20 protein-coding genes and 1 pseudogene are annotated in these 22691 nt (G+C 58.4%); 11 read left to right on the top strand and 10 right to left on the bottom strand.

Features of this window, described 5'->3' with window-relative positions; translation table 11 throughout:
• Positions 1 to 41 precede the first annotated feature (41 nt).
• Positions 42 to 1220: a D-xylose utilization transcriptional activator XylR gene (gene xylR / locus KB892_RS26530; RefSeq protein ID WP_002922351.1), complete on the top strand. Its 1179-nt coding sequence runs from the start codon at positions 42 to 44 to the stop codon at positions 1218 to 1220.
• 37 nt (positions 1221 to 1257) lie between these two features.
• Here the strand turns inward: xylR and KB892_RS26525 are convergent, their stop codons facing one another.
• Positions 1258 to 2076 (bottom strand): protein bax, encoded by an 819-nt coding sequence (locus tag KB892_RS26525; protein ID WP_017896492.1) that lies wholly within the window; start codon positions 2074 to 2076, stop codon positions 1258 to 1260.
• A 314-nt stretch (positions 2077 to 2390) separates the two neighbouring features.
• Between KB892_RS26525 and KB892_RS26520 the strand changes: the two genes are divergently transcribed.
• On the top strand, positions 2391 to 4424 hold the full coding sequence (locus tag KB892_RS26520; RefSeq protein ID WP_002922358.1) for an alpha-amylase: 2034 nt from the start codon (positions 2391 to 2393) through the stop codon (positions 4422 to 4424).
• Positions 4425 to 4594: 170 nt separating this feature from the next.
• Entirely contained in the window at positions 4595 to 5851 is a 1257-nt protein-coding gene (avtA, locus tag KB892_RS26515; protein ID WP_002922359.1) for a valine--pyruvate transaminase, read from the top strand.
• A gap of 42 nt (positions 5852 to 5893) precedes the next feature.
• Here the strand turns inward: avtA and KB892_RS26510 are convergent, their stop codons facing one another.
• The 7 genes and pseudogenes from KB892_RS26510 to KB892_RS26480 form a co-directional block, all read right to left on the bottom strand.
• A complete protein-coding gene (locus KB892_RS26510; RefSeq protein ID WP_002922360.1) occupies positions 5894 to 6379 on the bottom strand; it encodes a 4Fe-4S dicluster domain-containing protein in 486 nt (161 codons plus the stop codon).
• A gap of 109 nt (positions 6380 to 6488) precedes the next feature.
• Positions 6489 to 6581: pseudogene (locus tag KB892_RS26505) on the bottom strand (IclR family transcriptional regulator); the annotation flags it as partial.
• A gap of 42 nt (positions 6582 to 6623) precedes the next feature.
• On the bottom strand, positions 6624 to 8465 hold the full coding sequence (gene selB / locus KB892_RS26500) for a selenocysteine-specific translation elongation factor (protein ID WP_002922367.1): 1842 nt from the start codon (positions 8463 to 8465) through the stop codon (positions 6624 to 6626).
• Positions 8462 to 9850, bottom strand: coding sequence for an L-seryl-tRNA(Sec) selenium transferase (gene selA, locus KB892_RS26495; protein WP_004152042.1), 1389 nt, complete (start codon positions 9848 to 9850; stop codon positions 8462 to 8464). The genes selB and selA overlap by 4 nt, the downstream gene beginning before the upstream one ends.
• A 105-nt stretch (positions 9851 to 9955) precedes the next feature.
• Positions 9956 to 10564, bottom strand: coding sequence for a glutathione S-transferase (locus KB892_RS26490; protein WP_004152043.1), 609 nt, complete (start codon positions 10562 to 10564; stop codon positions 9956 to 9958).
• A 106-nt stretch (positions 10565 to 10670) separates the two neighbouring features.
• Entirely contained in the window at positions 10671 to 11807 is a 1137-nt protein-coding gene (locus KB892_RS26485) for an HlyD family secretion protein (protein ID WP_002922393.1), read from the bottom strand.
• A gap of 3 nt (positions 11808 to 11810) precedes the next feature.
• Positions 11811 to 12179, bottom strand: a complete 369-nt coding sequence (locus KB892_RS26480) for a DUF3302 domain-containing protein (protein WP_004152044.1) — start codon at positions 12177 to 12179, stop codon at positions 11811 to 11813.
• Between the two features lie 538 nt (positions 12180 to 12717).
• On the opposite strand from KB892_RS26480, the gene mtlA reads away from it, so the two are divergent.
• The 3 genes from mtlA to mtlR all read left to right on the top strand — a co-directional run bounded on the left by mtlA (position 12718) and on the right by mtlR (position 16470).
• Positions 12718 to 14625, top strand: a complete 1908-nt coding sequence (gene mtlA, locus KB892_RS26475; protein ID WP_002922397.1) for a PTS mannitol transporter subunit IICBA — start codon at positions 12718 to 12720, stop codon at positions 14623 to 14625.
• A 100-nt stretch (positions 14626 to 14725) separates the two neighbouring features.
• On the top strand, positions 14726 to 15874 hold the full coding sequence (gene mtlD / locus KB892_RS26470) for a mannitol-1-phosphate 5-dehydrogenase (RefSeq protein ID WP_004152045.1): 1149 nt from the start codon (positions 14726 to 14728) through the stop codon (positions 15872 to 15874).
• Positions 15874 to 16470: a mannitol operon repressor MtlR gene (gene mtlR / locus KB892_RS26465; RefSeq protein WP_002922401.1), complete on the top strand. Its 597-nt coding sequence runs from the start codon at positions 15874 to 15876 to the stop codon at positions 16468 to 16470. The genes mtlD and mtlR overlap by 1 nt, the downstream gene beginning before the upstream one ends.
• Here mtlR and KB892_RS26460 read toward each other — a convergent pair.
• Positions 16459 to 16683: a hypothetical protein gene (locus KB892_RS26460; protein WP_002922402.1), complete on the bottom strand. Its 225-nt coding sequence runs from the start codon at positions 16681 to 16683 to the stop codon at positions 16459 to 16461. The genes mtlR and KB892_RS26460 overlap by 12 nt on opposite strands.
• Positions 16684 to 16955: 272 nt before the next feature.
• Between KB892_RS26460 and KB892_RS26455 the strand changes: the two genes are divergently transcribed.
• The 5 genes from KB892_RS26455 (at position 16956) to trmL (ending at position 21779) form a co-directional block, all read left to right on the top strand.
• Complete coding sequence (locus KB892_RS26455; RefSeq protein WP_002922410.1) at positions 16956 to 17318, top strand: YibL family ribosome-associated protein; 363 nt, start codon at positions 16956 to 16958, stop codon at positions 17316 to 17318.
• Positions 17319 to 17603: 285 nt separating this feature from the next.
• The gene (gene lldP, locus KB892_RS26450; RefSeq protein WP_002922413.1) at positions 17604 to 19259 is read left to right on the top strand and encodes an L-lactate permease; all 1656 of its coding nucleotides are present in this window, start codon (positions 17604 to 17606) and stop codon (positions 19257 to 19259) included.
• Entirely contained in the window at positions 19256 to 20029 is a 774-nt protein-coding gene (gene lldR, locus KB892_RS26445) for a transcriptional regulator LldR (protein ID WP_002922415.1), read from the top strand. The genes lldP and lldR overlap by 4 nt, the downstream gene beginning before the upstream one ends.
• Positions 20029 to 21213, top strand: coding sequence for an FMN-dependent L-lactate dehydrogenase LldD (lldD, locus tag KB892_RS26440; protein WP_002922420.1), 1185 nt, complete (start codon positions 20029 to 20031; stop codon positions 21211 to 21213). The genes lldR and lldD overlap by 1 nt, the downstream gene beginning before the upstream one ends.
• 92 nt (positions 21214 to 21305) lie before the next feature.
• Positions 21306 to 21779, top strand: coding sequence for a tRNA (uridine(34)/cytosine(34)/5-carboxymethylaminomethyluridine(34)-2'-O)-methyltransferase TrmL (trmL, locus tag KB892_RS26435; protein WP_002922423.1), 474 nt, complete (start codon positions 21306 to 21308; stop codon positions 21777 to 21779).
• Between the two features lie 81 nt (positions 21780 to 21860).
• Here trmL and cysE read toward each other — a convergent pair whose 3' ends face one another.
• Complete coding sequence (gene cysE / locus KB892_RS26430) at positions 21861 to 22682, bottom strand: serine O-acetyltransferase (RefSeq protein WP_002922426.1); 822 nt, start codon at positions 22680 to 22682, stop codon at positions 21861 to 21863.
• Positions 22683 to 22691 lie beyond the last annotated feature (9 nt).

The raw sequence follows: 22691 nt of genomic DNA, 5'->3' as shown, positions 1-22691 counted from the left end.
AATGAAGGGGTATGACCGGGGTTAGAGCAGGAACATTATCTATGTTTGAAAAGCGTCACCGTATTACGCTGTTATTTAACGCCAACAAAGCTTATGACCGCCAGGTAGTTGAAGGTGTCGGCGAGTATCTGCAGGCCTCCCAGTTGGAGTGGGATATCTTTATTGAAGAGGACTTTCGGGCACGCATCGAAAACATCAAAGAGTGGTTGGGCGATGGCGTCATCGCCGACTATGACGATCCCGAAATCGAAAAGCTGCTGGCCGATGTCCACGTGCCCATCGTCGGCGTCGGCGGATCTTATCATCAGCCAGAGCAGTACCCGCCGGTCCACTATATCGCCACCGACAACGCCGCGCTGGTGGAAAGCGCTTTTCTCCATTTAAAGGAAAAAGGGGTGCACCGCTTCGCGTTTTACGGACTCCCCGCCTCCAGCGGTAAACGCTGGGCGGTAGAGCGCGAGTATGCCTTCTGCCAGCTGGTCGCGAAGGAGAAGTATCGCGGCGTGGTCTACCAGGGGCTGGAGACAGCGCCGGAGAACTGGCAGCACGCGCAAAACCGGCTCGCCGACTGGCTGCAAACCCTGCCGCCGCAAACCGGCATCATCGCCGTCACCGACGCCCGTGCCCGCCACGTCCTGCAGGCCTGCGAGCTGCTGCATATCCCGGTGCCAGAGAAACTGTGCGTTATCGGCATCGATAACGAGGAGCTAACCCGCTATCTCTCTCGCGTCGCCCTCTCCTCTGTCGCCCAGGGCACCCGCCAGATGGGTTATCAGGCGGCAAAATTACTCCACCGGCTGTTGAATAACGAGGCCCTCCCGCTGCAGCGCCAGCTGATCCCGCCGATGCGCGTCGTTGAGCGACGCTCCACCGACTACCGGTCGTTAAACGATCCCTCCGTGATACAGGCGATGCATTACATTCGCAACAATGCCTGCAAAGGCATCAAGGTGGAACAGGTGCTCGACGCCGTGGGCATCTCTCGCTCTAATCTGGAAAAACGCTTCAAAGAGGAGGTCGGGGAGACCATCCACACGGTGATCCACAGCGAAAAACTGGAAAAGGCGCGCAGCCTGCTGGTGTCCACTAGTCTGTCGATCAATGAGATTTCGCAGATGTGCGGCTATCCGTCGCTGCAATATTTCTATTCGGTGTTTAAGAAGGAGTACGACGTGACGCCGAAAGAGTACCGCGATCGGCACAGCGAGGTGATGCTGTAGGGTAAAAAATGCCCGGCGACAAGGCCGGGCATCCGGATTACAGATGGGCGGCGATGAGCCGCTGATTGTCCTGATACATCGCGAAGAGATAGTTGTTGTAGCTCGACCCTTTGGTCGAATACCCCTTCAGCTTATGAATCATGGTGCTGGCGGTTACTTCCTGATCCGCCTTGCGCAGCTGCAGGCGCGACTTGCGGAAAGAAGAATAGGCCGGGTGGGTGTTCAGGTTTGTTACGTAAGCCTGCACCGACTGCTCTACCGACTCAAACTGCGAGTAACCTTTCATCGCGCCGCGGCAGCGACCGGCGCCGCACTTCATGCCGAACAGGTTGTTATTCTCGCGCGCCAGCCTGGAGGTACCCCAGCCACTTTCCGCCGCCGCCATGGTCGCCACCATGCTGTTCGGAATAATGTCGACACGCTCAAGCAGCGCGTTCCAGGGCACATGACGCGTATTGCCTGACCACTTCACCTTATAACGGGAAGCGATATCCTTCAGGCGCACCTTCTCAGTCGGTGACCAGCGAGCATCGTACTGCTTGGAAATAAGCCAGTTACGATCCGCAGTAATCGCCTGATTCTGCTTGGTAATATAAGGCATGACCGTCCGGAGAAACGCTTTTTTCCTTGGTGTTCCGGAAGGGTATTTTCGCAAGTCAGGAAGTGAACTGCTCTTTACACTATTGCGAGAATACTCTTGTTTACTGCTTACCTTAGTACTACTTATCTTCTTTACCGTTGGGGCTTTATGACTCTTTGTCGCTGTGTGCGTTGTCGCCAACACACTACCTGAAAAGATGCAGGTTAGTAACATAAGTATGGCGGCCCCATATCGTCGTATGGGATTCGATATCATCAGGTCTCCTGGTCGGATATATGCATTCCAACACCTTGTTTTTCACAAAAAAACGATAGCTGAATCGCTAATAGTATCAAAAATACGCACTGAGGGCATCAACAGAAATAGTCCAATTCCTAATTGCTGTCATCTGAAATCGGTTTCTGCGGCGCATCGCCAGCGCGAAAATGCTAGCTTCGTCTCATTTTTAGCCTATTTTTTGAGCGGTGTCACTCACCCCTTTTCATCCTCCTGGTAAAACGCGCGTCAGGAGGAGTTCACCCGCGCGGCGACAAGGCACACTAGATAAAAACCGCTCACAGGATCTCGCAATGAAACTCGCTGCGCTTGCCACGTTATTCGTGCCTGGGATGGCCTTTGCCGCCTGGACTACCACCGACTTTCCTGCTTTTACCGAAGAAGGGACCGGCCGATTCATCAGCCAGAAAGTGGTTGAGAAGGGTACACGTCCCCTGCAGCTAAATTTTGACCAGCAGTGCTGGCAGCCTTCCGGCGGCATTAAGCTCAACCAGATGCTGTCCATGGAGCCCTGTCGCGGCACACCGCCGCAATGGCGCATCTTCCGCCAGGGTCTGTATACCCTGGAGGTGGATACCCGTTCCGGCACGCCAACGATGATGATTTCGCTGGAGGAAAAAGAGACCAGCGCCGCGGCGCCGCAGATCCGCCAGTGTCCGAAGTGGGACGGAAAACCTCTGACCATCGACGTCAGCAAAACCTTCGCCGAGGGCAGCAAGGTCCGCGATTTCTACAGCGGCAATGTCGCGACCGTCAGCGGCGGCAAAATCACCCTGCAGCCCGCCTTCGGCAGCAATGGCCTGCTGCTGCTTGAGCGCGCCGAGACGGCCGCCCCGGCGCCGTTTGACTGGCACAATGCCACCGTCTACTTCGTCCTGACCGATCGCTTCGTAAACGGTAACCCGGCCAACGACAACAGCTATGGTCGCCATAAAGACGGCATGCAGGAGATCGGCACCTTCCACGGCGGCGACCTGCAGGGATTAACCAGCAAGCTGGATTATCTGCAGCAGATGGGAGTTAACGCCCTGTGGATCAGCTCCCCGCTCGAGCAGATCCACGGCTGGGTCGGCGGCGGCACGAAGGGCGATTTCCCTCACTACGCTTATCACGGCTATTACACCCAGGACTGGTCGAAACTGGACGCCAACATGGGGACCGAAGCGGATCTCCGCCGACTGGTGGATGAAGCGCATAAGCGCGGAATACGTATTCTGTTCGACGTGGTGATGAACCATGCCGGCTACGCTACCCTGGCCGACATGCAGGAGTTCCAGTTCGGCTCCCTGTATCTGCAAGGAGATGAGCTGAAAAAAACTCTCGGCGAGCGCTGGACGGACTGGAAGCCGGGCGCGGGACAGACCTGGCACAGCTTTAACGACTATATCAACTTCAGCGACAAAGCCGGGTGGGAGAAATGGTGGGGTAAGAAGTGGATCCGCACCGATATCGGCGATTACGACAATCCGGGCTATGACGATCTCACCATGTCGCTGGCCTTCCTGCCGGACCTGAAAACCGAATCGAAGGAGGTCTCAGGCCTGCCGAACTTCTATAGCCATAAACCAGACACCGCAGCGAAAGCGATCCCGGGCTATACGCCGCGCGACTATCTGACACACTGGCTGAGCCAGTGGGTACGTGACTACGGCATCGATGGCTTCCGCGTCGATACCGCCAAACATGTGGAGATGGACGCCTGGCAGCAGTTAAAAACCCAGGCCACCGCCGCGCTGGCGGAGTGGAAGAAAGCCAATCCGGATAAAGCGCTGGATGCGGCGCCGTTCTGGATGACTGGCGAAGCCTGGGGACATGGAGTGATGCAGAGCGATTATTATCGCCACGGTTTTGATGCGATGATCAATTTCGACTACCAGGACCAGGCGGCGAAAGCGGCGACCTGTATGGCCAATATTGACCTCACCTGGCAGCAAATGGCGGACAAGCTGCAGAGCTTTAACGTCCTGAGCTACCTCTCCTCGCACGATACGCGGCTGTTCCGCGAAGGCGGCACCACCGCGGCGGAGCTACTGCTGCTGGCCCCTGGCGCCGTGCAGATTTTCTATGGCGACGAATCATCGCGCCCGTTCGGCCCCACCGGCTCGGACCCGCTGCAGGGTACCCGCTCGGAGATGAACTGGCAGGATGTCAACGGCAAGGCGGCCCGCAGCGTTACCCACTGGCAGAAGATCGGCCAGTTCCGCGCTCGCCATCCGGCAATCGGCATGGGCAAACAGACAACGCTGTCGATGTCGCGTGGTTACGGGTTCGTGCGTGAGAGCGGTGAAGACAAAGTGATGGTCATCTGGGCCGGCCAGCAGCAGTAATCCACATGTGGCTCTCCGCCCTGCGGGGAGCCACCATTTAGAACAAAATGCTAACAAAATAGCAATATACAGGATAAAGATAAAAACCCGCCTCCTCCCGCCGATTTGCACCACGCCAGCGCTGGCGTTATGGTTAGCCACTTTCCAGAACCACCGATAGACTATTCGCGATGACATTTTCCCTTTTCGGCGACAAATTCACCCGTCATTCAGGCATCACCCGCTTGATGGAAGACCTTAATGACGGTCTGCGCACGCCGGGCGCTATTATGCTGGGCGGCGGCAACCCCGCTCAGATCCCGGAAATGAATGACTACTTCCAGCAGCTGCTGGCCGACATGCTGGATAATGGCAAAGCCCTTGATGCGCTTTGTAATTATGATGGTCCACAGGGCAAAAGCGAGCTGCTGGCTCTGCTGGCGAATATGCTGCGCGACGAGCTGGGCTGGGAGATCGAACCACAGAATATTGCGCTAACAAACGGCAGTCAGAGCGCATTTTTCTACTTATTTAATCTGTTTGCAGGCCGTCGGGCAGATGGCACCACCCGTAAGGTACTGTTCCCACTGACGCCGGAATATATCGGCTACGCCGATGCCGGTCTGGAAGAGGATCTGTTCGTTGCCACCCGGCCGAACATCGAACTGCTGCCGGAAGGCCAGTTTAAGTACCATGTTGATTTTGAGCATCTGCAGGTGACGGAAGAGACCGGGATGATCTGCGTCTCGCGCCCCACCAACCCGACCGGCAACGTCATCACTGATGAAGAGCTGATCAAACTGGATGCGCTGGCGAATCAGCACGGGGTCCCGCTGGTGATTGATAACGCCTACGGCGTGCCGTTCCCGGGCATTATCTTTAGCGACGCCCGACCGCTGTGGAATCCGAACATCGTGCTGTGTATGAGCCTGTCCAAGCTGGGCCTGCCGGGCAGCCGCTGCGGGATTATCATCGCCAACGAAAAAATCATCACCGCCATCAGCAACATGAACGGCATTATCAGCCTCGCCCCTGGCGGCATCGGGCCGGCAATGATGTGCGAAATGATTAAACGACAGGATCTGCTGCGCCTGTCAGAGACGGTGATCAAGCCCTTCTATTACCAGCGGGTGCAGGAAACCATCGCCATTATTCGCCGCTATCTGCCGGAGGAGCGCTGCCTTATTCACAAACCGGAGGGGGCAATCTTCCTCTGGCTGTGGTTTAAGGATCTGCCGATCTCCACCGAGCTGCTGTATCAGCGGCTGAAAAAGCGCGGCGTGCTGATGGTGCCGGGGGATTACTTCTTCCCTGGTCTGGATAAACCGTGGCCGCACACCCACCAGTGTATGCGCATGAACTATGTACCGGACCCGCAAAAAATCGAAGCCGGAGTGAAAATCCTCGCCGAAGAGGTAGAATTTGCCTGGCGCGAACAGGAAGCATAGTCTCGGACGCCGCGGGCGGGTAACGTTCGTCAGCGACCCCATTCATGCCAGCGCCAGCCGCTGGCGTTTTTGCGCGCATAGCGCTTCCAGCTCTGCGGGAACCATCACCCGCAGCGCCTGCGTCGGGCAGGCGGCCACGCAGGCCGGTCCTTCGGCGCGGTGATGGCATAGATCGCATTTCAACGCCTGCGCCTGCTGGTTCATTACCGTAACGGTCATCGCGCCGTACGGGCAGGCCACCATGCAGCTTTTGCAGCCGATGCAGCGCCGCTGGTCGACCCACCAGACGTCATTGTCGCGCTGAATCGCCCCCTGTGGGCAAACGCTGGCGCAGGGCGCATCCTCGCACTGCCGACAGGCCATCGCCGTCGATATGTCACCGCTTTTCACCACCCGGATACGCGGCGCGAAATGGTTCGTCGACAGGGCGGCGACATCCTGCGCCTGCTGGTGCGCCACCGCGCAGGCCACTTCGCAGGTACGACAGCCGATGCACCGCTGGGCATTGGCAATAAGAAACTGGTTCATCCTCTGCTCCCTGGGGATAAAACCGCAGGGTGCCAGAATAGTCCCTGCCCGCGCTTTGATCCTGAATGGAATCAGCGCTGTTTTTTGTCAGATGGCCTGCAGGATGTGGTCATTTGCCTGACGCTTCACGCACCGTGAAACCCAGCTCACGCGAAATTGCTTCGGCGGTCTCACGTAGTGGTTTTAACAAGTTCTTTTCGCCAGCTCCCCGGCACGAAGTCCGCCGGGGAGCCGACGTTAATGATTACCGGAACAATGCCTTATCGCGCAGGATATGATCGTTGCCGCGACGGCGGGTGAAGCCAATCCGATCGAAATACTCCAGGATCTGGATCGCCAGCTTCCGCCCTACGTTTAAGGTATCGCGGAAATCCGCCGCGCAGGTTGAACCGCGCAGCCGATCCAGCTCGCGCACCCGCTGGGCGAACTGCACAATGCGATCGTTGCGGTAGTAACGATCCTTGACGATCGCAGTAATCATCCCCTGCTGCGCCGCCTGGCGCAGCACCGCGCGCATCAGTGACTCTTCAACATGGACTTCGCGCGCAAGATCGCGCACCCACCACGGATCGTCGCCGAACAGAGTCTCCACCTTATGCCAGACCGCCTGCTGCTCGTCGGTAAACCCGGCTTTATGCTCCGGCAAATGCAGCCAGCCGTGATGGCTGTGGACTAAGCCGCTCTCGCGCATCTGCTCAATCAGCAGCAGCACCAGCGCTTCATCTTCCATCGGCAGCGCGATGCGGCGCAGGCGCTCCCGGCCAGGGCCCGGCTCGTCTCGATGCTGCTCATGGTAGCGCGCAAGGGCATCCAGCAATTTTCGCTGCCAGCGGGCGGCAAGCGGCGCGCTAAGCAGGCGCTGTCCGGCCTGCAGATAGTCCGGTCGCTGGATCAGGGCCGCCATTCCGGCTTCGCTGAGCTGCCGCGCCCAGGCGAAGTGCTCAAGCCGGACGGCATCCCGCTGCAGATGTAACTCCAGCGCCTGCGCATCGTCAGCGCCGACCGCTGCCAGGGCGTGCAGCCACTGCAGATATTCCGGTTTACGTTTGCCGCGACGCGGAGGATCCAGCGTCACCACCCGTGCGCCCGCCAGCGTCAAGCGAGCAGAGATATCGCGGAGCACCAGCCGGTCGTTATCCGCCAGCCACAGCGGAGTATCCAGCACCAGCTCCGCCAGGTTGCCCTCAAGAAGCGACACCCGGCCGGTAATGTGGCTGGCAGCATGGTGAATATGCAGCGGCTGCCACTGGCTGAGCGGCGTATGGCACTGCAGCTCGACAATCACCCGTTCTGCTGGCTCCGGCGGTGGTGAGGAGAGCAGCCAGTCGCCGCGGTGCACGGCCTCTTTTTGCGCATCGCCGACAATATTCAGCGCAATGCGCTGTCCGGCGTGCGCCTGCTCAACCGCTTGATTCTGGGCATGCAGGCCGCGGACGCGCATCGGCGTGTTGACGCCGGTAAGCCACAGGGTATCCCCGACCCGTACTTCGCCGGAGAGCGCCGTCCCGGTGACCACCAGCCCCGCGCCTTTGACGGTAAAAGCGCGATCCAGCGCCAGGCGAAACCGCTGCTGCTGCGGGCGGGGGCGCTCCGCAAGCTGCAGCAGATGGCTGCGCAGTTCCGCAATACCGATGTTTTCCGCCGCCGCGGTGGGAAAGAAAGCGACGGCGTCAAAGCCCAGCTCGCCCAGGGTCTGCTCGACCTCAGCCTGAACCTCCGCCACCCTGGCGGCCGCCACGCGGTCCGTTTTGGTCAGCGCCACGGTCAGCGTCGGCTTTCCGGTCAACTGCAGGATCGCCAGGTGTTCGCGGGTTTGCGCCATCACCCCGTCATCGCAGGCCACCACCAGCAGCGCATGGTCAATACCCCCCACCCCCGCCAGCATGTTGGACAAAAACTTTTCGTGCCCGGGAACGTCAATAAATCCCAGCACCCGCCCGTCCGGCTGCGGCCAGTAGGCATAGCCGAGATCGATCGTCATTCCCCGCGCTTTCTCTTCCGGCAAACGATCGGCATTCACGCCGGTTATCGCCTGCAGCAGCGTCGTTTTGCCGTGGTCAACATGTCCAGCGGTGGCAATAATCATCGTAACAACATCTCCATAAAGCGGGTTTCATCTTCCAGACAGCGCAGGTCCAGCCAGAGCCGACCGTCATAAATGCGGCCAATCACCGGACACGGCAGCGCGCGCCAGCGGGCCGCCAGCGCCTCCAGCCGGCTACCGCGGCCGTCATGCGGGGTAAAGGTCAACGCCGCGCTGGGCAGGCGGTCGACGGGTAACGAGCCGCTGCCAATCTGCGACTGGCAGGCTGCCACGCTGACGGCAAAATCAGCATAGTGTGCCGCCAGGTCAGGCTGCAGGCGTTCAGCCAGCCGGCGGATCTCCTCCGCCGGACGGGTGAGCAGGCGCAGCGTCGGCAATTTCTCCCTCAGCGCCTCCGGGTGCTGATAGAGGCGCAGCGTAGCCTCCAGCGCCGCGAGGGTCATTTTATCGGCGCGCAGGGCCCGCTTCAGCGGGTGGCTTTGCAGCTGGGCAATCAGCGCGCGTTTGCCGACGATAATCCCGGCCTGCGGGCCACCGAGCAGCTTGTCGCCGGAGAAACTGACCAGGCTCACCCCGGCGGCGATCATCTCCTGCGGCATCGGCTCCTTTGGCAGGCCATACTGACTGAGATCCACCAGCGACCCGCTGCCCAGGTCGGCTACCACCGGAACATCCAGTTCGCGACCAATGGCCGCCAGCTCCGCTTCGTCGACGGCTTTGGTAAAGCCCTCAATGCTGTAGTTGCTGGTGTGGACCTTCATCAGCAGCGCGGTATTGTCATTCACCGCCTGGCGATAATCTTTGGCATGGGTGCGGTTGGTGGTACCCACTTCGTGCAGCTGACAACCCGCCTGACGCATCACATCAGGAATGCGAAATGCGCCGCCGATCTCCACCAGTTCGCCGCGGGAAACCACCACTTCGCGGCCGCTGGCGGTGGCCGCCAGCATCAGCAGAACGGCCGCCGCGTTGTTGTTCACGATACAGGCATCTTCCGCGCCGGTGATCTGGCACAGCAGATCGGCAATGGCGCGATCGCGATGGCCGCGCCCGGCGTCGTCGAGATCATATTCGAGCGTCACCGGCGCGCGCATCGCGCTGGCAACCGCCTCCACGGCCGACTCCGCCTGGATGGCGCGCCCCAGATTGGTATGCAATACCGTACCGGTGAGATTAAACACCGGACGCAGGGCGCTCCGCTGGCCGGCGGTGAGCCGCTGCTCACAGGCGTGCAGCCAGTCATGGCTCCAGTCAGGCAGTGTCTGACACTGGCGGATCTGTTCCCGCGCCTCGTCCAGCATCTGGCGCAGCTGCGTCACCACCTGCGAATGGCCGTGCTGCGCCAGCAGGGAGGAAAAAGCGGGGTCGCGGAGTAAGCGGTCAATGGCCGGAAGCCGGGTATAAAGCGCACGAATTTCGGTAGTCATGAATGGGCCTGGCGGTAAGTTATTTTCCCCCCTCCCGACGGGAGAGGGAGTCAACAATCAGCGGCGATTGTAACGCCTCCTTGCGCAAACTGTTACCTGCCTGGGTCAAGTCCGCGGCGGTTCGGTGCGCGCAAAGCTGGCGCGCTGGAACAGCGCATCCACCAACTTCACCAACTGCGGCCGGGTGGCGCACCAGCCCGGCGCCACCCGGCGAAAGTTCAGGTAGGCAATGGCGCAGGCCGTAGAGATGGTCGCCAGATTGACCTCGTCACCGCGTAGCGTTCCGTCCGCCGCGCAGGCTTCCAGCCTGTCGAGGCCGCGCGCCACTTTCTCCCGCTGGCGGAGCAGCTCTTGCTCTGACTGTTGGGCCGCAGGGCGAGCTTTTTCGCGCACCAGCGCCTGGGCGGCCTCCATCACCCCATCTGCCAGCGCCTCAAGCTGGCGCATCCTGAGAGCGGCTCTGGGGTCGGCGGGGATCATCGGCGGCGCCACGCCCAGCAGCTCCAGATACTGGGCGATGACCGGGGAGTCAAACCAGCACTCACCGTCGTCCGTCACCAGCGCCGGTACCTTGCCCAGCGGGTTATAGCGCGCCACACCGTTGCTTTCGCTGTAGGGGGATTCGTTGACAAACTCAAAAGGGATGCGCTTTTCCAGCAGGATCACCGATATTTTGCGCACAAAGGGACTGGTGTAGCTGCCGATCAGTTTCATAGCCTGCTCCTTATCGCCAACAAATTATCGCCAACAAAGATATGAGTATGGCTCAGGGCGAGGTAAAAGGCAGGTGAGCATCCCGCTCAACCTGCCGCCGATCGCATTAATGGTCGAGATAGAGGTAGTGCATCCAGCTGGTCATCCGCAGCAGCACTTTACGCATCACCGAAACGTGGGCGAAATGGTCGGAGTAGACCGCCACCTGCGCATAGATGCCATCGGGTAGTGCATCGATTTCGGCATTCGGATCGAGCTCAATGGTCGCCAGCACGCCATCGCTGCCCGGCGTCACGGTCAGCGACTGCAACGCCCCCTGCGCCTGATAGGTTCCCCCCGGCACCACCGGTAAAATGCTCACCAGTTTGCCGTGGAATACCTGTCCGGGCAGGGCGTTAAACACCGCTTCCGCGTCGTCGCCTTTCTCCAGCCTTAACAGGGAATTTTGCCGAAACTGGGCGACGATCAGCCGTTTTTGCTCGGGGATAAACACCATCACCGGACGCAGCGGCAGCGAGGCGGCATAGGTCCCCGGACGGATCAGCACCTGGGTGATATACCCATCGCTTGGCGCCCGCACGGTGGTCTGATCGAGATTATATTTCGCCTCCGCCAGCTGGGCGCGCAGGCTGGCCACTTGCGACTGCTCGCCGTTGATCATGCTGTCCAGCTGGCTCTGGATCTGCGCCTGCTCCGCCACCGACGCCTTGACCAGCGCGTCCTGGGCAAGGTAATTCTGCCTGGCGTTATCGATGTCGCTTTCCGAGAACGGGTTCACCCGCGCCTGGCTCCCTTTCAGGTAGCGCTGATAGTCCTTGTATAAGCGATCGCGTTCCGCCGACACGCGGGTGGTGTTGGCCTGGGCTTCAGAGAGCTGCGCTTTGAGGGTGTTAATACTGTGCAGCGCCGTCACCAGGTCGGCCTGCAGACGGTCGACCCGCGCCTGATAGCGCGCCGGGTCAATAGTAAAAAGCACCTCACCCTTTTTGACGCGCTGATTCGCTTTGTCGGTGACGCTGTTAACCACTCCGGTAACCTGCGGCGTAATAGGAATAGATATCACCGCCTTTTGCGCCAGAAAGGTGTAAGGGTGGTTATAGTTCATTAATAAAATAAGCGCGCTAACAATAAATACGCCCCCCAGCGCCGCGGTAGGTACCGTCCATTTATTTACCGGTATTTTGAAGATTTTAAATATCGACCAGGCGATGGCCACGTAGGTCAAAATTATCAACAGATCCATAGATTATTTCTCCGCCGCAGAGGTGGACTGCGGCCGCTGGATGGCCGCCACCTGGTGTTCAAGGTCGCTCAGTCGTTGGCGAAGCTGTTGTATATCGGTCTCTTTTTCAGGTTCGTCAGGGGCCGTATTCGCCTTATGCTGCATGCCCCAGCCGCGCTCAGGCTGGTACAACGTGGCCCAAATCCATAAAAACGGCCAGATGACGTGGAGAGTAAAAAGACTGACCCATCCGGCGACATGAATAGCATCGGAATGAGGGTGGTTGCGTTTTTTGGCGATCAAATAAGGAATATCGTGAATAATGATAATCCCATAAAAAATGACCAGAAAAACGAAGATCAGAACGCCCAGCGCAAAATAATTGAGAAACATAATTCCCTCGGCTTTACGCTAATAATTTATATGAATTTTATTCACGACCCACTGACATTCGGGCCGCTATTTTGAGCATAATTCACGCCTTTCATTTTTGCCATCCGGCGTAAAAAAGTTATTCGGCAGTTAAGGTTGCTTAGTTACAGAGCCATCTCGCCCTGGCCGCAAAACCGGGCCGAGATCACAGCGGCGTAAACCCCCCGCGAAATTCTTTGTGATCAAAATCACAAACAAACAACAAAAACACGAAACAAAAATGTGACAAATATCACACAAAAAGGCAGATCAGCGGCTAAAAAGGCGCTGTGTTGTTTTTTTACACAGTAATTTTGTGATCATCATCACTAAAAAACCCTCTTAGCCACCTATATTCATGTGATCCAAATCACATAAAAGGGCGCTGGCTGGACAGCTAAACGATTCAGTGCCAGATTTCGCACTATCAATCAGGGCCCGGCTACCTCTGCCGCCACATTAACAACAAACCTCGGGCTTTAAGCCTGCGCGCTACGCAAAACAGAAGAAGGGGTGTTTTATGTCATCCGATATCAAGATCAAAGTGCAAAGCTTTGGTCGTTTCCTCAGCAATATGGTGATGCCGAATATCGGCGCGTTTATCGCGTGGGGTATCATCACCGCGCTTTTCATTCCGACAGGGTGGTTGCCAAACGAAACGCTGGCGAAGCTGGTCGGTCCGATGATCACCTACCTGCTGCCGCTGCTGATCGGTTACACCGGCGGTAAATTAGTCGGCGGCGAACGTGGTGGCGTGGTCGGGGCGATCACCACCATGGGCGTTATCGTCGGCGCGGATATGCCGATGTTCCTCGGCTCAATGATTGCCGGCCCGCTGGGCGGCTACTGCATCAAGAAGTTCGATAACTGGGTAGACGGTAAGATCAAATCCGGTTTTGAAATGCTGGTGAATAACTTCTCCGCCGGCATCATCGGGATGATCCTCGCCATTCTGGCCTTCCTCGGCATTGGCCCGGCGGTCGAAGTTCTGTCGAAAATTCTGGCGGCTGGCGTTAACTTTATGGTGGCGCACGACATGCTACCGCTGGCGTCTATCTTCGTCGAACCGGCAAAAATCCTGTTCCTTAACAACGCCATCAACCACGGTATCTTCTCGCCGCTGGGTATTCAGCAGTCCCACGAGCTGGGTAAATCCATCTTCTTCCTGATTGAAGCTAACCCGGGTCCAGGGATGGGCGTTCTGCTGGCGTACATGTTCTTTGGCCGCGGCAGCGCAAAACAGTCTGCAGGCGGGGCTGCTATCATCCACTTCCTGGGTGGTATCCATGAAATCTACTTCCCGTACGTACTGATGAACCCGCGCCTGATCCTGGCCGTTATCCTCGGCGGGATGACCGGTGTCTTCACCCTGACTATCCTCAATGGCGGTCTGGTTTCCCCGGCTTCCCCAGGCTCTATCCTGGCGGTACTGGCGATGACGCCGAAAGGCGCCTACTTCGCTAACATCGCCGCGATTATCGCAGCGATGGCGGTCTCCTTCGTGGTCTCTGCGGTTCTGCTCAAGACCAGCAAAGTTAAAGAAGAAGACGATATCGAAGCCGCAACGCGTCGTATGCATGACATGAAAGCGGAATCCAAAGGCGCCAGCCCGCTGGCGGCCGGTAATGTCACCAACGACCTGAGCCATGTGCGTAAAATCATCGTCGCCTGCGACGCCGGGATGGGTTCCAGCGCTATGGGCGCCGGGGTACTGCGCAAGAAAGTGCAGGATGCCGGGCTGAGCAACATCTCGGTCACCAACAGCGCAATCAATAACCTGCCGCCGGATGTTGACCTGGTCATCACCCACCGCGACCTTACCGAGCGCGCCATGCGCCAGGTGCCGCAGGCGCAGCATATTTCGCTGACCAACTTCCTCGACAGCGGTCTGTACACCAGCCTGACCGAGCGCCTGGTCGCGGCCCAGCGCCACATCGACAACGAAGTCAAAGTCACCGATAGCCTGAAAGACAGCTTTGACGATACTAACAACAACCTGTTCCAGCTGGGCGCGGATAACATCTTCCTCGGTCGCAAAGCAGCCACCAAAGAAGAAGCGATTCGCTTCGCCGGTGAGCAGCTGGTGAAAGGCGGTTACGTTGAGCCGGAATATGTGCAGGCGATGCTGGACCGCGAAAAACTGACCTCGACCTATCTCGGCGAGTCCATTGCGGTACCGCACGGCACCATCGAAGCGAAGGACCGCGTGCTGAAAACCGGCGTCGTCTTCTGCCAGTACCCGGAAGGCGTGCGCTTCGGTGAAGAAGAAGATGAAGTCGCGCGTCTGGTCATCGGCATCGCCGCTCGTAATAACGAGCACATTCAGGTTATCACCAGTCTGACTAACGCCCTGGATGACGAAACCGTGATTGAGCGCCTGGCGAAAACCACCAGCGTCGACGAAGTTCTGGCACTGTTAAATAAATAATCAGCGCTATCCACCCCTCTCCTTTGGGAGAGGGTTGGGGTGAGGGGAAAGGCCTCACCCCAGCCCTCTCAGGTGAAAACATTAATTGAAGGTTAATACTATGAAAGCATTACATTTTGGCGCAGGTAATATCGGACGTGGCTTTATCGGTAAATTGCTGGCCGACGCGGGCATCGAACTGACGTTTGCCGATGTCAATCAGACCGTACTTGATGCCCTGAATGCCCGTCATAGCTATCAGGTTCACGTCGTCGGTGAGAATGAGCAGGTGGACACCGTCTCCGGCGTCAATGCCGTCAGCAGCATCGGCGATGAGGTTGTGGACCTGATCGCTGAAGTGGATCTGGTCACCACCGCCGTCGGTCCCGTCGTGCTCGAGCGCATCGCGCCAGCGATCGCCAAAGGGCTGGCGCAGCGCAAAGCGCAGGGCACCGAACGCCCCCTGAACATCATCGCCTGCGAAAATATGGTGCGCGGCACCACGCAGTTAAAAGGCCACGTGTTTAACGCGCTGGCGGAAGAAGATAAAGCGTGGGTGGAAGCGCATATCGGCTTTGTCGACTCTGCCGTTGACCGTATTGTGCCGCCATCGGCTTCCGCCACTCATGACCCGCTGGAAGTCACCGTGGAAACCTTTAGCGAATGGATTGTCGATAAGACTCAGTTCAAGGGCGCGCTGCCGACTATCCCGGGAATGGAATTAACTGATAACCTGATGGCATTTGTCGAACGCAAGCTCTTCACCTTGAACACCGGGCATGCTATAACCGCCTACCTCGGAAAACTGGCGGGCCATCAGACGATTCGCGACGCGATCCTCGACCAGAAAATTCGTGCCGTCGTGCAGGGCGCGATGGAAGAGAGCGGCGCGGTGCTGATCAAACGTTACGCCTTTGACCCGCAGAAGCACGCGGCTTATATCCAGAAAATACTTGGCCGTTTCGAGAACCCGTACCTGAAAGACGATGTTGAGCGCGTTGGCCGTCAGCCGCTGCGCAAACTGAGCGCTGGCGACCGTTTAATTAAGCCGCTGCTGGGTACACTGGAATACGGGCTGCCGCACCGCAACCTGGTGAAAGGGATTGCGGCGGCGATGCATTTCCGTAGCGAAGACGATCCGCAGGCGCAGGAGCTGGCGGCACTGATCGCCGACAAGGGGCCGCAGGCCGCGCTGGCGCAGATTTCCGGCCTGGATGCCGCAAGTGATGTCGTCGCGGAGGCCGTTAACGACTACAACGCGGAAAAATGATGCACAACCTGGCGCGGCCGACGTCGCGCCCATTACGACTCCTGTCAGATATGCAGGCAATGATGGAAGAAACACAAGCATTTGAAAACCGTGTGCTTGAGCGTCTGAATGCTGGCAAAACCGTACGAAGCTTCCTGATCGCCACCGTCGAGCTGTTAACGGAAGCGGTCAATATTCTGGTGCTTCAGGTGTTCCGTAAAGACGACTACGCGGTGAAATACGCCGTCGAGCCCTTGCTGGAGGGCAGCGGGCCGCTCGGCGATCTCTCTGTACGCCTGAAGCTGATTTATGGCCTTGGGGTGATAAGTCGTGCCGAATATGAAGACGCTGAGCTGCTGATGGCCCTGCGCGAAGAGCTTAACCACGACGGCAATGAGTACAGCTTTACCGACGACGAAATTATCGGTCCGTTCGGCGAGCTGCACTGCGTCGCCGCCCTGCCGCCAACGCCGCAATTTGATGACAGCGATGCCGAACTGCTGGCAATGCAGAAACTGCGTTACCAGCAGATGGTGCGCTCAACGATGGTGCTGTCCCTGACTGAGCTGATTTCACGAATCAGCTTAAAAAAAGCCTTTCAGAAATCAACGCTCTGATTCCGGTTCCGTCTGGTCGCAGGTCGGCCGGTAAAGCTGACGATAATATTCCAGACGCTGCAGGAACAACGCTTCCTTATCCTGAGGAATGTCTCGCGGTACATGCTGCAGACGCGGAGACTTTTTCAAATACTCCATAAACGCCTGACTGGAAGCCATAAAATCAACCGCTTTGTCGATTAAACGTGGTACGCCGTCGCCGATCTTTGCCATCACGTCCTCCTTTTGGGAATAATCTGATTAAGCATTAGCCAATTCACCAGCGTGGGTTAAGGAAAACGTGCTTATCTGCCGACAGGCTTCACAGAAATGAAATTAGAACGGGTATTAGGCGGAATATTAATAAAATTCAAATTATTAGCGATAAATGATATTGCATTCCGCGGGCGACAAACGGCGAATTTTTGATAAATAGCTATCAACAATAGCGGTCACGGCACATACTATAGGCGAATGAAGCCCCTTTATTAACAGATCAAATCACCATGAAAGAAGTCGAAAAGAATGAAATCAAGCGTCTGAGCGATCGTCTCGACGCCATCCGCCACCAGCAGGCCGAGCTGTCGCTGGTGGAAGCCGCCGATAAATATGCTGAACTGGAAAAAGAAAAAGCCACTCTGGAAACGGAGATTGAACGTCTGCGTTCCGTCCAGAGCCAGAAGCTGAGCAAAGAGGCGCAGAAACTGATGAGCCTGCCGTTCCGCCGCGCGATTACCAAAAAAGAGCAGGCCGATATGGGCAAGCTGAAGAAAAGCGTTCGCGGCTTGGTGGTTGTCCATCCGATGACCGCCCTGGGCCGGGAAATGGGTCTGAAAGAGATGACCGGTTTCGCCCGCAGCGAATTTTGATCCCCAGTCCTCTCCGTACGGAGAGGGCTATTCTGTCTTCACTCCCCCACATTTTTACCTTCAGCCGGGTCGATTGGTCCAACCAATAATTTCATCCACCCCCTGGCAGTTCACAAATCCGTCAAAACCCATCACAAACACGTTGCTTAAGAGTAACATCTGATTAACCATTCATTGTCATCAACCCTGATACCCTTAATTGGCCGGGCCAATTTTACTTTTGGTGGGATCGGCAATGAGCGCAGACTCAGCCCTCCTCTCCTGGCGGCCCGATGGAGACCCTGCATGAATCTCTGGCAACAAAACTACGATCCCGCCGGTAATATCTGGCTATCCAGTCTTATCGCATCGCTACCGATTCTGTTTTTCTTTTTTGCGCTGATTAAGCTCAAACTGAAAGGCTACATCGCTGCCACCTGGACCGTCGCAATCGCGCTGGTCGTTGCCTTACTGTTCTATAAAATGCCGGTGGACCGCGCCTTAGCCTCGGTGGTCTACGGCTTCTTCTACGGCCTGTGGCCTATCGCGTGGATTATTATCGCCGCGGTCTTCGTCTATAAAATCTCGGTGAAGACCGGACAGTTCGACATCATCCGCTCATCGATTCTGTCGATTACGCCGGACCAGCGCCTGCAGATGCTGATCGTCGGCTTCTCGTTCGGCGCCTTTCTCGAAGGGGCGGCGGGTTTCGGCGCACCGGTGGCGATTACCGCCGCGCTGCTGGTTGGTCTCGGGTTTAACCCGCTGTATGCGGCTGGCCTGTGCCTGATCGTCAACACCGCGCCGGTGGCCTTCGGCGCGATGGGCATCCCGATTCTGGTCGCCGGCCAGGTGACCGGTATCGATAGCTTCGCCATCGGCCAGATGGTGGGCCGCCAGCTGCCGTTCCTGACCATTATCGTGCTGTTCTGGATCATGGCGATTATGGACGGCTGGCGCGGCATTAAAGAGACCTGGCCGGCGGTGATAGTCGCAGGCGGTTCGTTCGCTATTGCCCAGTACCTCAGCTCTAACTTCCTTGGCCCGGAGCTGCCGGATATCATCTCGTCGCTGGTCTCCCTGGTCTGTCTGACCCTGTTCCTCAAACGCTGGCAGCCGGTACGCATCTTCCGCTTCGGCGATCTCGGCGCCTCGCAGGTGGATATGACGCTGGCCCGCACACGCTACACGGCGGGACAAGTGATCCGCGCCTGGTCGCCGTTCCTGTTCCTGACCGCCACCGTGACCCTGTGGAGCGTGCCGCCATTCAAAGCGCTGTTCGCTCCTGGCGGCGCGATGTATGACTTCGTTATCAATATTTCGGTACCATTCCTCGACAAAATGGTTGCCCGTATGCCGCCGGTGGTTAGCGCCGCGACGCCCTACGCCGCGGTGTATAAATTCGACTGGCTGTCGGCAACCGGCACCGCCATTCTGTTCGCCGCCCTGCTGTCCATCGTCTGGCTGCGCATGAAGCCGAAAGATGCGCTGACCACCTTCGCCGGGACGCTGAAGGATCTGGCGCTGCCGATCTACTCTATCGGCATGGTGCTGGCGTTCGCCTTTATCTCTAACTATTCCGGGCTGTCGTCGACCCTGGCCCTGGCGCTGGCCCATACCGGCCACGCGTTTACCTTCTTCTCGCCGTTCCTTGGCTGGCTGGGGGTATTCCTGACCGGTTCGGACACCTCGTCTAACGCCCTGTTCGCCGCGCTGCAGGCAACGGCGGCGCAGCAGATTGGCGTCTCCGATATTCTGCTGGTCGCGGCCAATACCACCGGCGGCGTTACCGGCAAGATGATTTCCCCGCAGTCGATCGCCATCGCCTGCGCCGCGGTAGGCCTGGTGGGCAAAGAGTCGGATCTGTTCCGCTTTACCGTCAAACATAGCCTGATCTTCACCTGCATGGTGGGGCTGATCACCACGCTGCAGGCCTACGTTTTAACCTGGATGATCCCGTGATAGTGATGCCTAAACGCCTGGCCGACGACGTGGCGCGTCGCGTCCGGGCGCTGATTGAAGAACAACAGCTGGAGGCGGGCATGCGACTGCCCGCCGAGCGCCAGCTCGCCGCCCAGCTCGGCGTCTCACGCAATTCCCTGCGCGAAGCGCTGGCGATGCTGGTCAATGAAGGGGTGCTGTTGAGCCGTCGCGGCGGCGGCACCTTCGTCCGCTTTCAGCATGAGCCGTGGTCAGAGCAAAACATCGTCCAGCCGCTGAAGACGCTGCTGGCCGATGACCCGGACTACAGCTTCGATATCCTCGAAGCTCGCCACGCCATCGAAGCCAGCACCGCGTGGCACGCGGCGATGCGCGCCACCGACGCCGATAAAGAAAAAATTCGTCTGTGCTTTGAAGCGACCCAGAGTGAAGACCCGGATATCGCCTCGCAGGCGGATGTCCGCTTTCACCTGGCGATCGCCGAAGCCTCGCATAACGTGGTGCTCCTGCAAACCATGCGCGGCTTTTTCGACCTGCTGCACTCCTCCGTTAAGCAGAGCCGCCAGCGCATGTATCAGGTGCCGCCGGTGTTTGCCCGCCTGACCGAACAGCACCAGGCCGTCATGGAGGCGATTGTCGCCGGCGACGCCGAGGCGGCGCGCCAGGCGATGATGGGCCACTTAGGCTTTGTCCACGCCACCATCAAACGTTTTGATGAAGACCAGGCCCGCCAGGCGCGAATTACCCGCCTGCCCGGTGACCACAATGAAAATTCCAGGGAGAACTCGTGATGATTATTTCCGCCGCCAGCGACTATCGCGCCGCCGCACAGCGTATCCTGCCGCCGTTTCTGTTCCACTATATTGACGGCGGCGCCTACGCCGAACATACCCTGCGCCGCAACGTCGAGGACCTTTCCGATGTAGCCTTGCGCCAGCGTATTTTGCGCAATATGTCGGACCTGAGTCTGGAAACGACGTTATTCAACGAGAAGCTGGCGATGCCGACGGCGTTGGCGCCGGTCGGGCTGTGCGGGATGTACGCCCGCCGCGGCGAAGTGCAGGCCGCCGGCGCGGCGGACGACAAAGGCATTCCGTTCACCCTCTCTACCGTTTCCGTCTGCCCGATCGAAGAGGTCGCCCCGACCATCAAGCGCCCGATGTGGTTCCAGCTGTATGTCCTGCGCGACCGCGGCTTTATGCGCAATGCGCTGGAGCGCGCCAAAGCCGCCGGCTGCTCGACGCTGGTCTTTACCGTCGATATGCCGACTCCCGGCGCCCGCTACCGCGACGCCCATTCCGGCATGAGCGGCCCGAACGCCGCCCTGCGCCGCTACTGGCAGGCCGTCACCCATCCGCAGTGGGCGTGGGACGTCGGCCTTAACGGTCGCCCGCACGATCTGGGCAATATCTCCGCCTATCTCGGCAAACCGACCGGGCTTGAGGATTACATTGGCTGGCTGGCGAATAACTTCGATCCGTCGATTTCATGGAAAGACCTGGAGTGGATCCGCGATTTCTGGGACGGTCCGATGGTGATCAAAGGGATCCTCGATCCGGAGGACGCCCGCGACGCGGTGCGCTTCGGCGCTGACGGCATTGTCGTCTCCAACCACGGCGGCCGCCAGCTCGATGGCGTGCTCTCCTCGGCCCGCGCCCTGCCGGCAATTGCCGACGCGGTGAAAGGCGACATCACTATTCTCGCAGACAGCGGCATCCGCAACGGGCTCGACGTGGTGCGGATGATCGCCCTGGGCGCCGACAGCGTACTGCTGGGCCGCGCTTACCTGTACGCCCTGGCGACCCACGGTAAGCAGGGCGTGGCGAATCTGCTGAACCTCATCGAGAAAGAGATGAAAGTGGCGATGACCCTCACCGGGGCGAAAAGTATCCGTGAAATCAGCCGTGATTCGCTGGTGCAGAACGCCGAAGCGCTGCAGACCTTCGATGCGCTGAAGCAGAATAACGCCGCGTAATTCTCCACGTTTTCCCTTACGCCGCCCCTCTCCCTCAGGGTGAGGGTTCGCCAAATATCTGCTATTCTGCCCCCCGCAATTAAGGGGGCAGTATGCTGAACATCGTGTTATTCGAACCAGAGATCCCGCCGAACACCGGGAATATTATCCGCCTGTGCGCCAACACGGGCTTCAGTCTGCATATCATTGAGCCGATGGGCTTCACCTGGGACGATAAACGCCTGAGACGCGCCGGACTGGACTATCACGAGTTCACTGCCGTGCAGCGCCATGCGGATTACGCGGCGTTTGTCGCCAGCGCGCAGCCGCAGCGTCTGTTCGCCCTGACCACCAAAGGCACGCCTGCGCACAGCGCAGTGAGCTATCAGGACGGCGATTTCTTGATGTTTGGCCCGGAAACCCGCGGTCTGCCGGCCAGCATCCTCGATGCCCTGCCGCCGGAGCAGAAAATCCGTATTCCGATGATGCCGGACAGCCGCAGTATGAACCTGTCAAACGCGGTGTCGGTGGTGGTGTATGAAGCCTGGCGCCAGCTGGGGTATCCTGGCGCGGTCTTGCGCAGCTAACCTGAGCGGTTCCCGGATTACGGCGCGTTGCGCCTTATCCGGGCTACATTTCTGTGCTTAGCAGCGGCAAATGGCAATACATCAAATCCCATCGCCGTACTCGAAGGTGTGGTGGATGCCATTGAAATGCTGATCCATATCCATCGCCGGCTTGTCGCTCTCCGGCTTGCCGACGATACGCGCCGGTACGCCCGCCGCGGTGGTGTGCGGCGGAACCGGCTGCAATACCACCGAACCGGCGCCAATCTTCGCGCCACGCCCGACTTCAATATTGCCGAGGATCTTCGCCCCGGCGCCAATCATTACGCCTTCGCGAATTTTCGGATGACGGTCGCCGCTGGTTTTACCGGTCCCGCCGAGGGTGACCGACTGCAGAATAGAGACGTCATCTTCAATCACCGCCGTTTCGCCGACCACAATGCCGGTGGCATGGTCGAGCATGATCCCGCGGCCGATTTTCGCCGCCGGGTGGATATCCACCTGGAAAGAGACGGAGACCTGATTTTGCAGGAAAATCGCCAGCGCGCGTCGCCCCTGAGTCCACAGCCAGTGGCCGATACGATAGGCTTGCAAGGCATGGAAACCCTTCAGATAGAGCAACGGCGTGGAGTATTTATCCACCGCCGGGTCGCGCGTGCGCACCGCCTGAATATCGCAGGCGGCGGAGGCGATCATTTCCGGATCGGCGGCGTAGGCCTCTTCCACCACTTCGCGAATGGCGATCGCCGGCATAATCGGGGAAGCCAGCTTGTTGGCCAGCATATAGCTCAGCGCGCTGCCGAGATTTTCATGCTTGAGTAGCGTTGCGTGGTAAAAACTGGCGAGCATCGGCTCACAGTCAGCCAAAGCCCGGGCTTCGGCTTTAATATTATTCCAGACGATATCCAGTTCTTCACACGGCATTGCATACTC

This window comes from Klebsiella sp. P1927, assembly GCF_018204675.1.
Lineage (GTDB): Bacteria > Pseudomonadota > Gammaproteobacteria > Enterobacterales > Enterobacteriaceae > Klebsiella > Klebsiella pneumoniae.
Note: the sequence above shows the minus strand (reverse complement) of the source record. Positions and strands in the feature narration are given on the sequence as shown.

Excerpts from the sequence above, each read along its gene's own strand:
- KB892_RS26455 (WP_002922410.1), top strand. The coding sequence starts at position 16,956 with ATGAAAGAAGTCGAAAAGAATGAAATCAAGCGTCTGAGCGATCGTCTC.
- KB892_RS26520 (WP_002922358.1), top strand. The coding sequence starts at position 2,391 with ATGAAACTCGCTGCGCTTGCCACGTTATTCGTGCCTGGGATGGCCTTT.
- KB892_RS26490 (WP_004152043.1), bottom strand. The coding sequence starts at position 10,564 with ATGAAACTGATCGGCAGCTACACCAGTCCCTTTGTGCGCAAAATATCG.
- KB892_RS26480 (WP_004152044.1), bottom strand. The coding sequence starts at position 12,179 with ATGTTTCTCAATTATTTTGCGCTGGGCGTTCTGATCTTCGTTTTTCTG.
- mtlD (WP_004152045.1), top strand. The coding sequence starts at position 14,726 with ATGAAAGCATTACATTTTGGCGCAGGTAATATCGGACGTGGCTTTATC.
- KB892_RS26525 (WP_017896492.1), bottom strand. The coding sequence starts at position 2,076 with ATGATATCGAATCCCATACGACGATATGGGGCCGCCATACTTATGTTA.
- KB892_RS26460 (WP_002922402.1), bottom strand. The coding sequence starts at position 16,683 with ATGGCAAAGATCGGCGACGGCGTACCACGTTTAATCGACAAAGCGGTT.
- selB (WP_002922367.1), bottom strand. The coding sequence starts at position 8,465 with ATGATTATTGCCACCGCTGGACATGTTGACCACGGCAAAACGACGCTG.
- xylR (WP_002922351.1), top strand. The coding sequence starts at position 42 with ATGTTTGAAAAGCGTCACCGTATTACGCTGTTATTTAACGCCAACAAA.
- mtlR (WP_002922401.1), top strand. The coding sequence starts at position 15,874 with ATGCACAACCTGGCGCGGCCGACGTCGCGCCCATTACGACTCCTGTCA.
- selA (WP_004152042.1), bottom strand. The coding sequence starts at position 9,850 with ATGACTACCGAAATTCGTGCGCTTTATACCCGGCTTCCGGCCATTGAC.
- cysE (WP_002922426.1), bottom strand. The coding sequence starts at position 22,682 with ATGCCGTGTGAAGAACTGGATATCGTCTGGAATAATATTAAAGCCGAA.
- KB892_RS26485 (WP_002922393.1), bottom strand. The coding sequence starts at position 11,807 with ATGGATCTGTTGATAATTTTGACCTACGTGGCCATCGCCTGGTCGATA.
- trmL (WP_002922423.1), top strand. The coding sequence starts at position 21,306 with ATGCTGAACATCGTGTTATTCGAACCAGAGATCCCGCCGAACACCGGG.
- mtlA (WP_002922397.1), top strand. The coding sequence starts at position 12,718 with ATGTCATCCGATATCAAGATCAAAGTGCAAAGCTTTGGTCGTTTCCTC.
- KB892_RS26510 (WP_002922360.1), bottom strand. The coding sequence starts at position 6,379 with ATGAACCAGTTTCTTATTGCCAATGCCCAGCGGTGCATCGGCTGTCGT.
- lldD (WP_002922420.1), top strand. The coding sequence starts at position 20,029 with ATGATTATTTCCGCCGCCAGCGACTATCGCGCCGCCGCACAGCGTATC.
- avtA (WP_002922359.1), top strand. The coding sequence starts at position 4,595 with ATGACATTTTCCCTTTTCGGCGACAAATTCACCCGTCATTCAGGCATC.
- lldP (WP_002922413.1), top strand. The coding sequence starts at position 17,604 with ATGAATCTCTGGCAACAAAACTACGATCCCGCCGGTAATATCTGGCTA.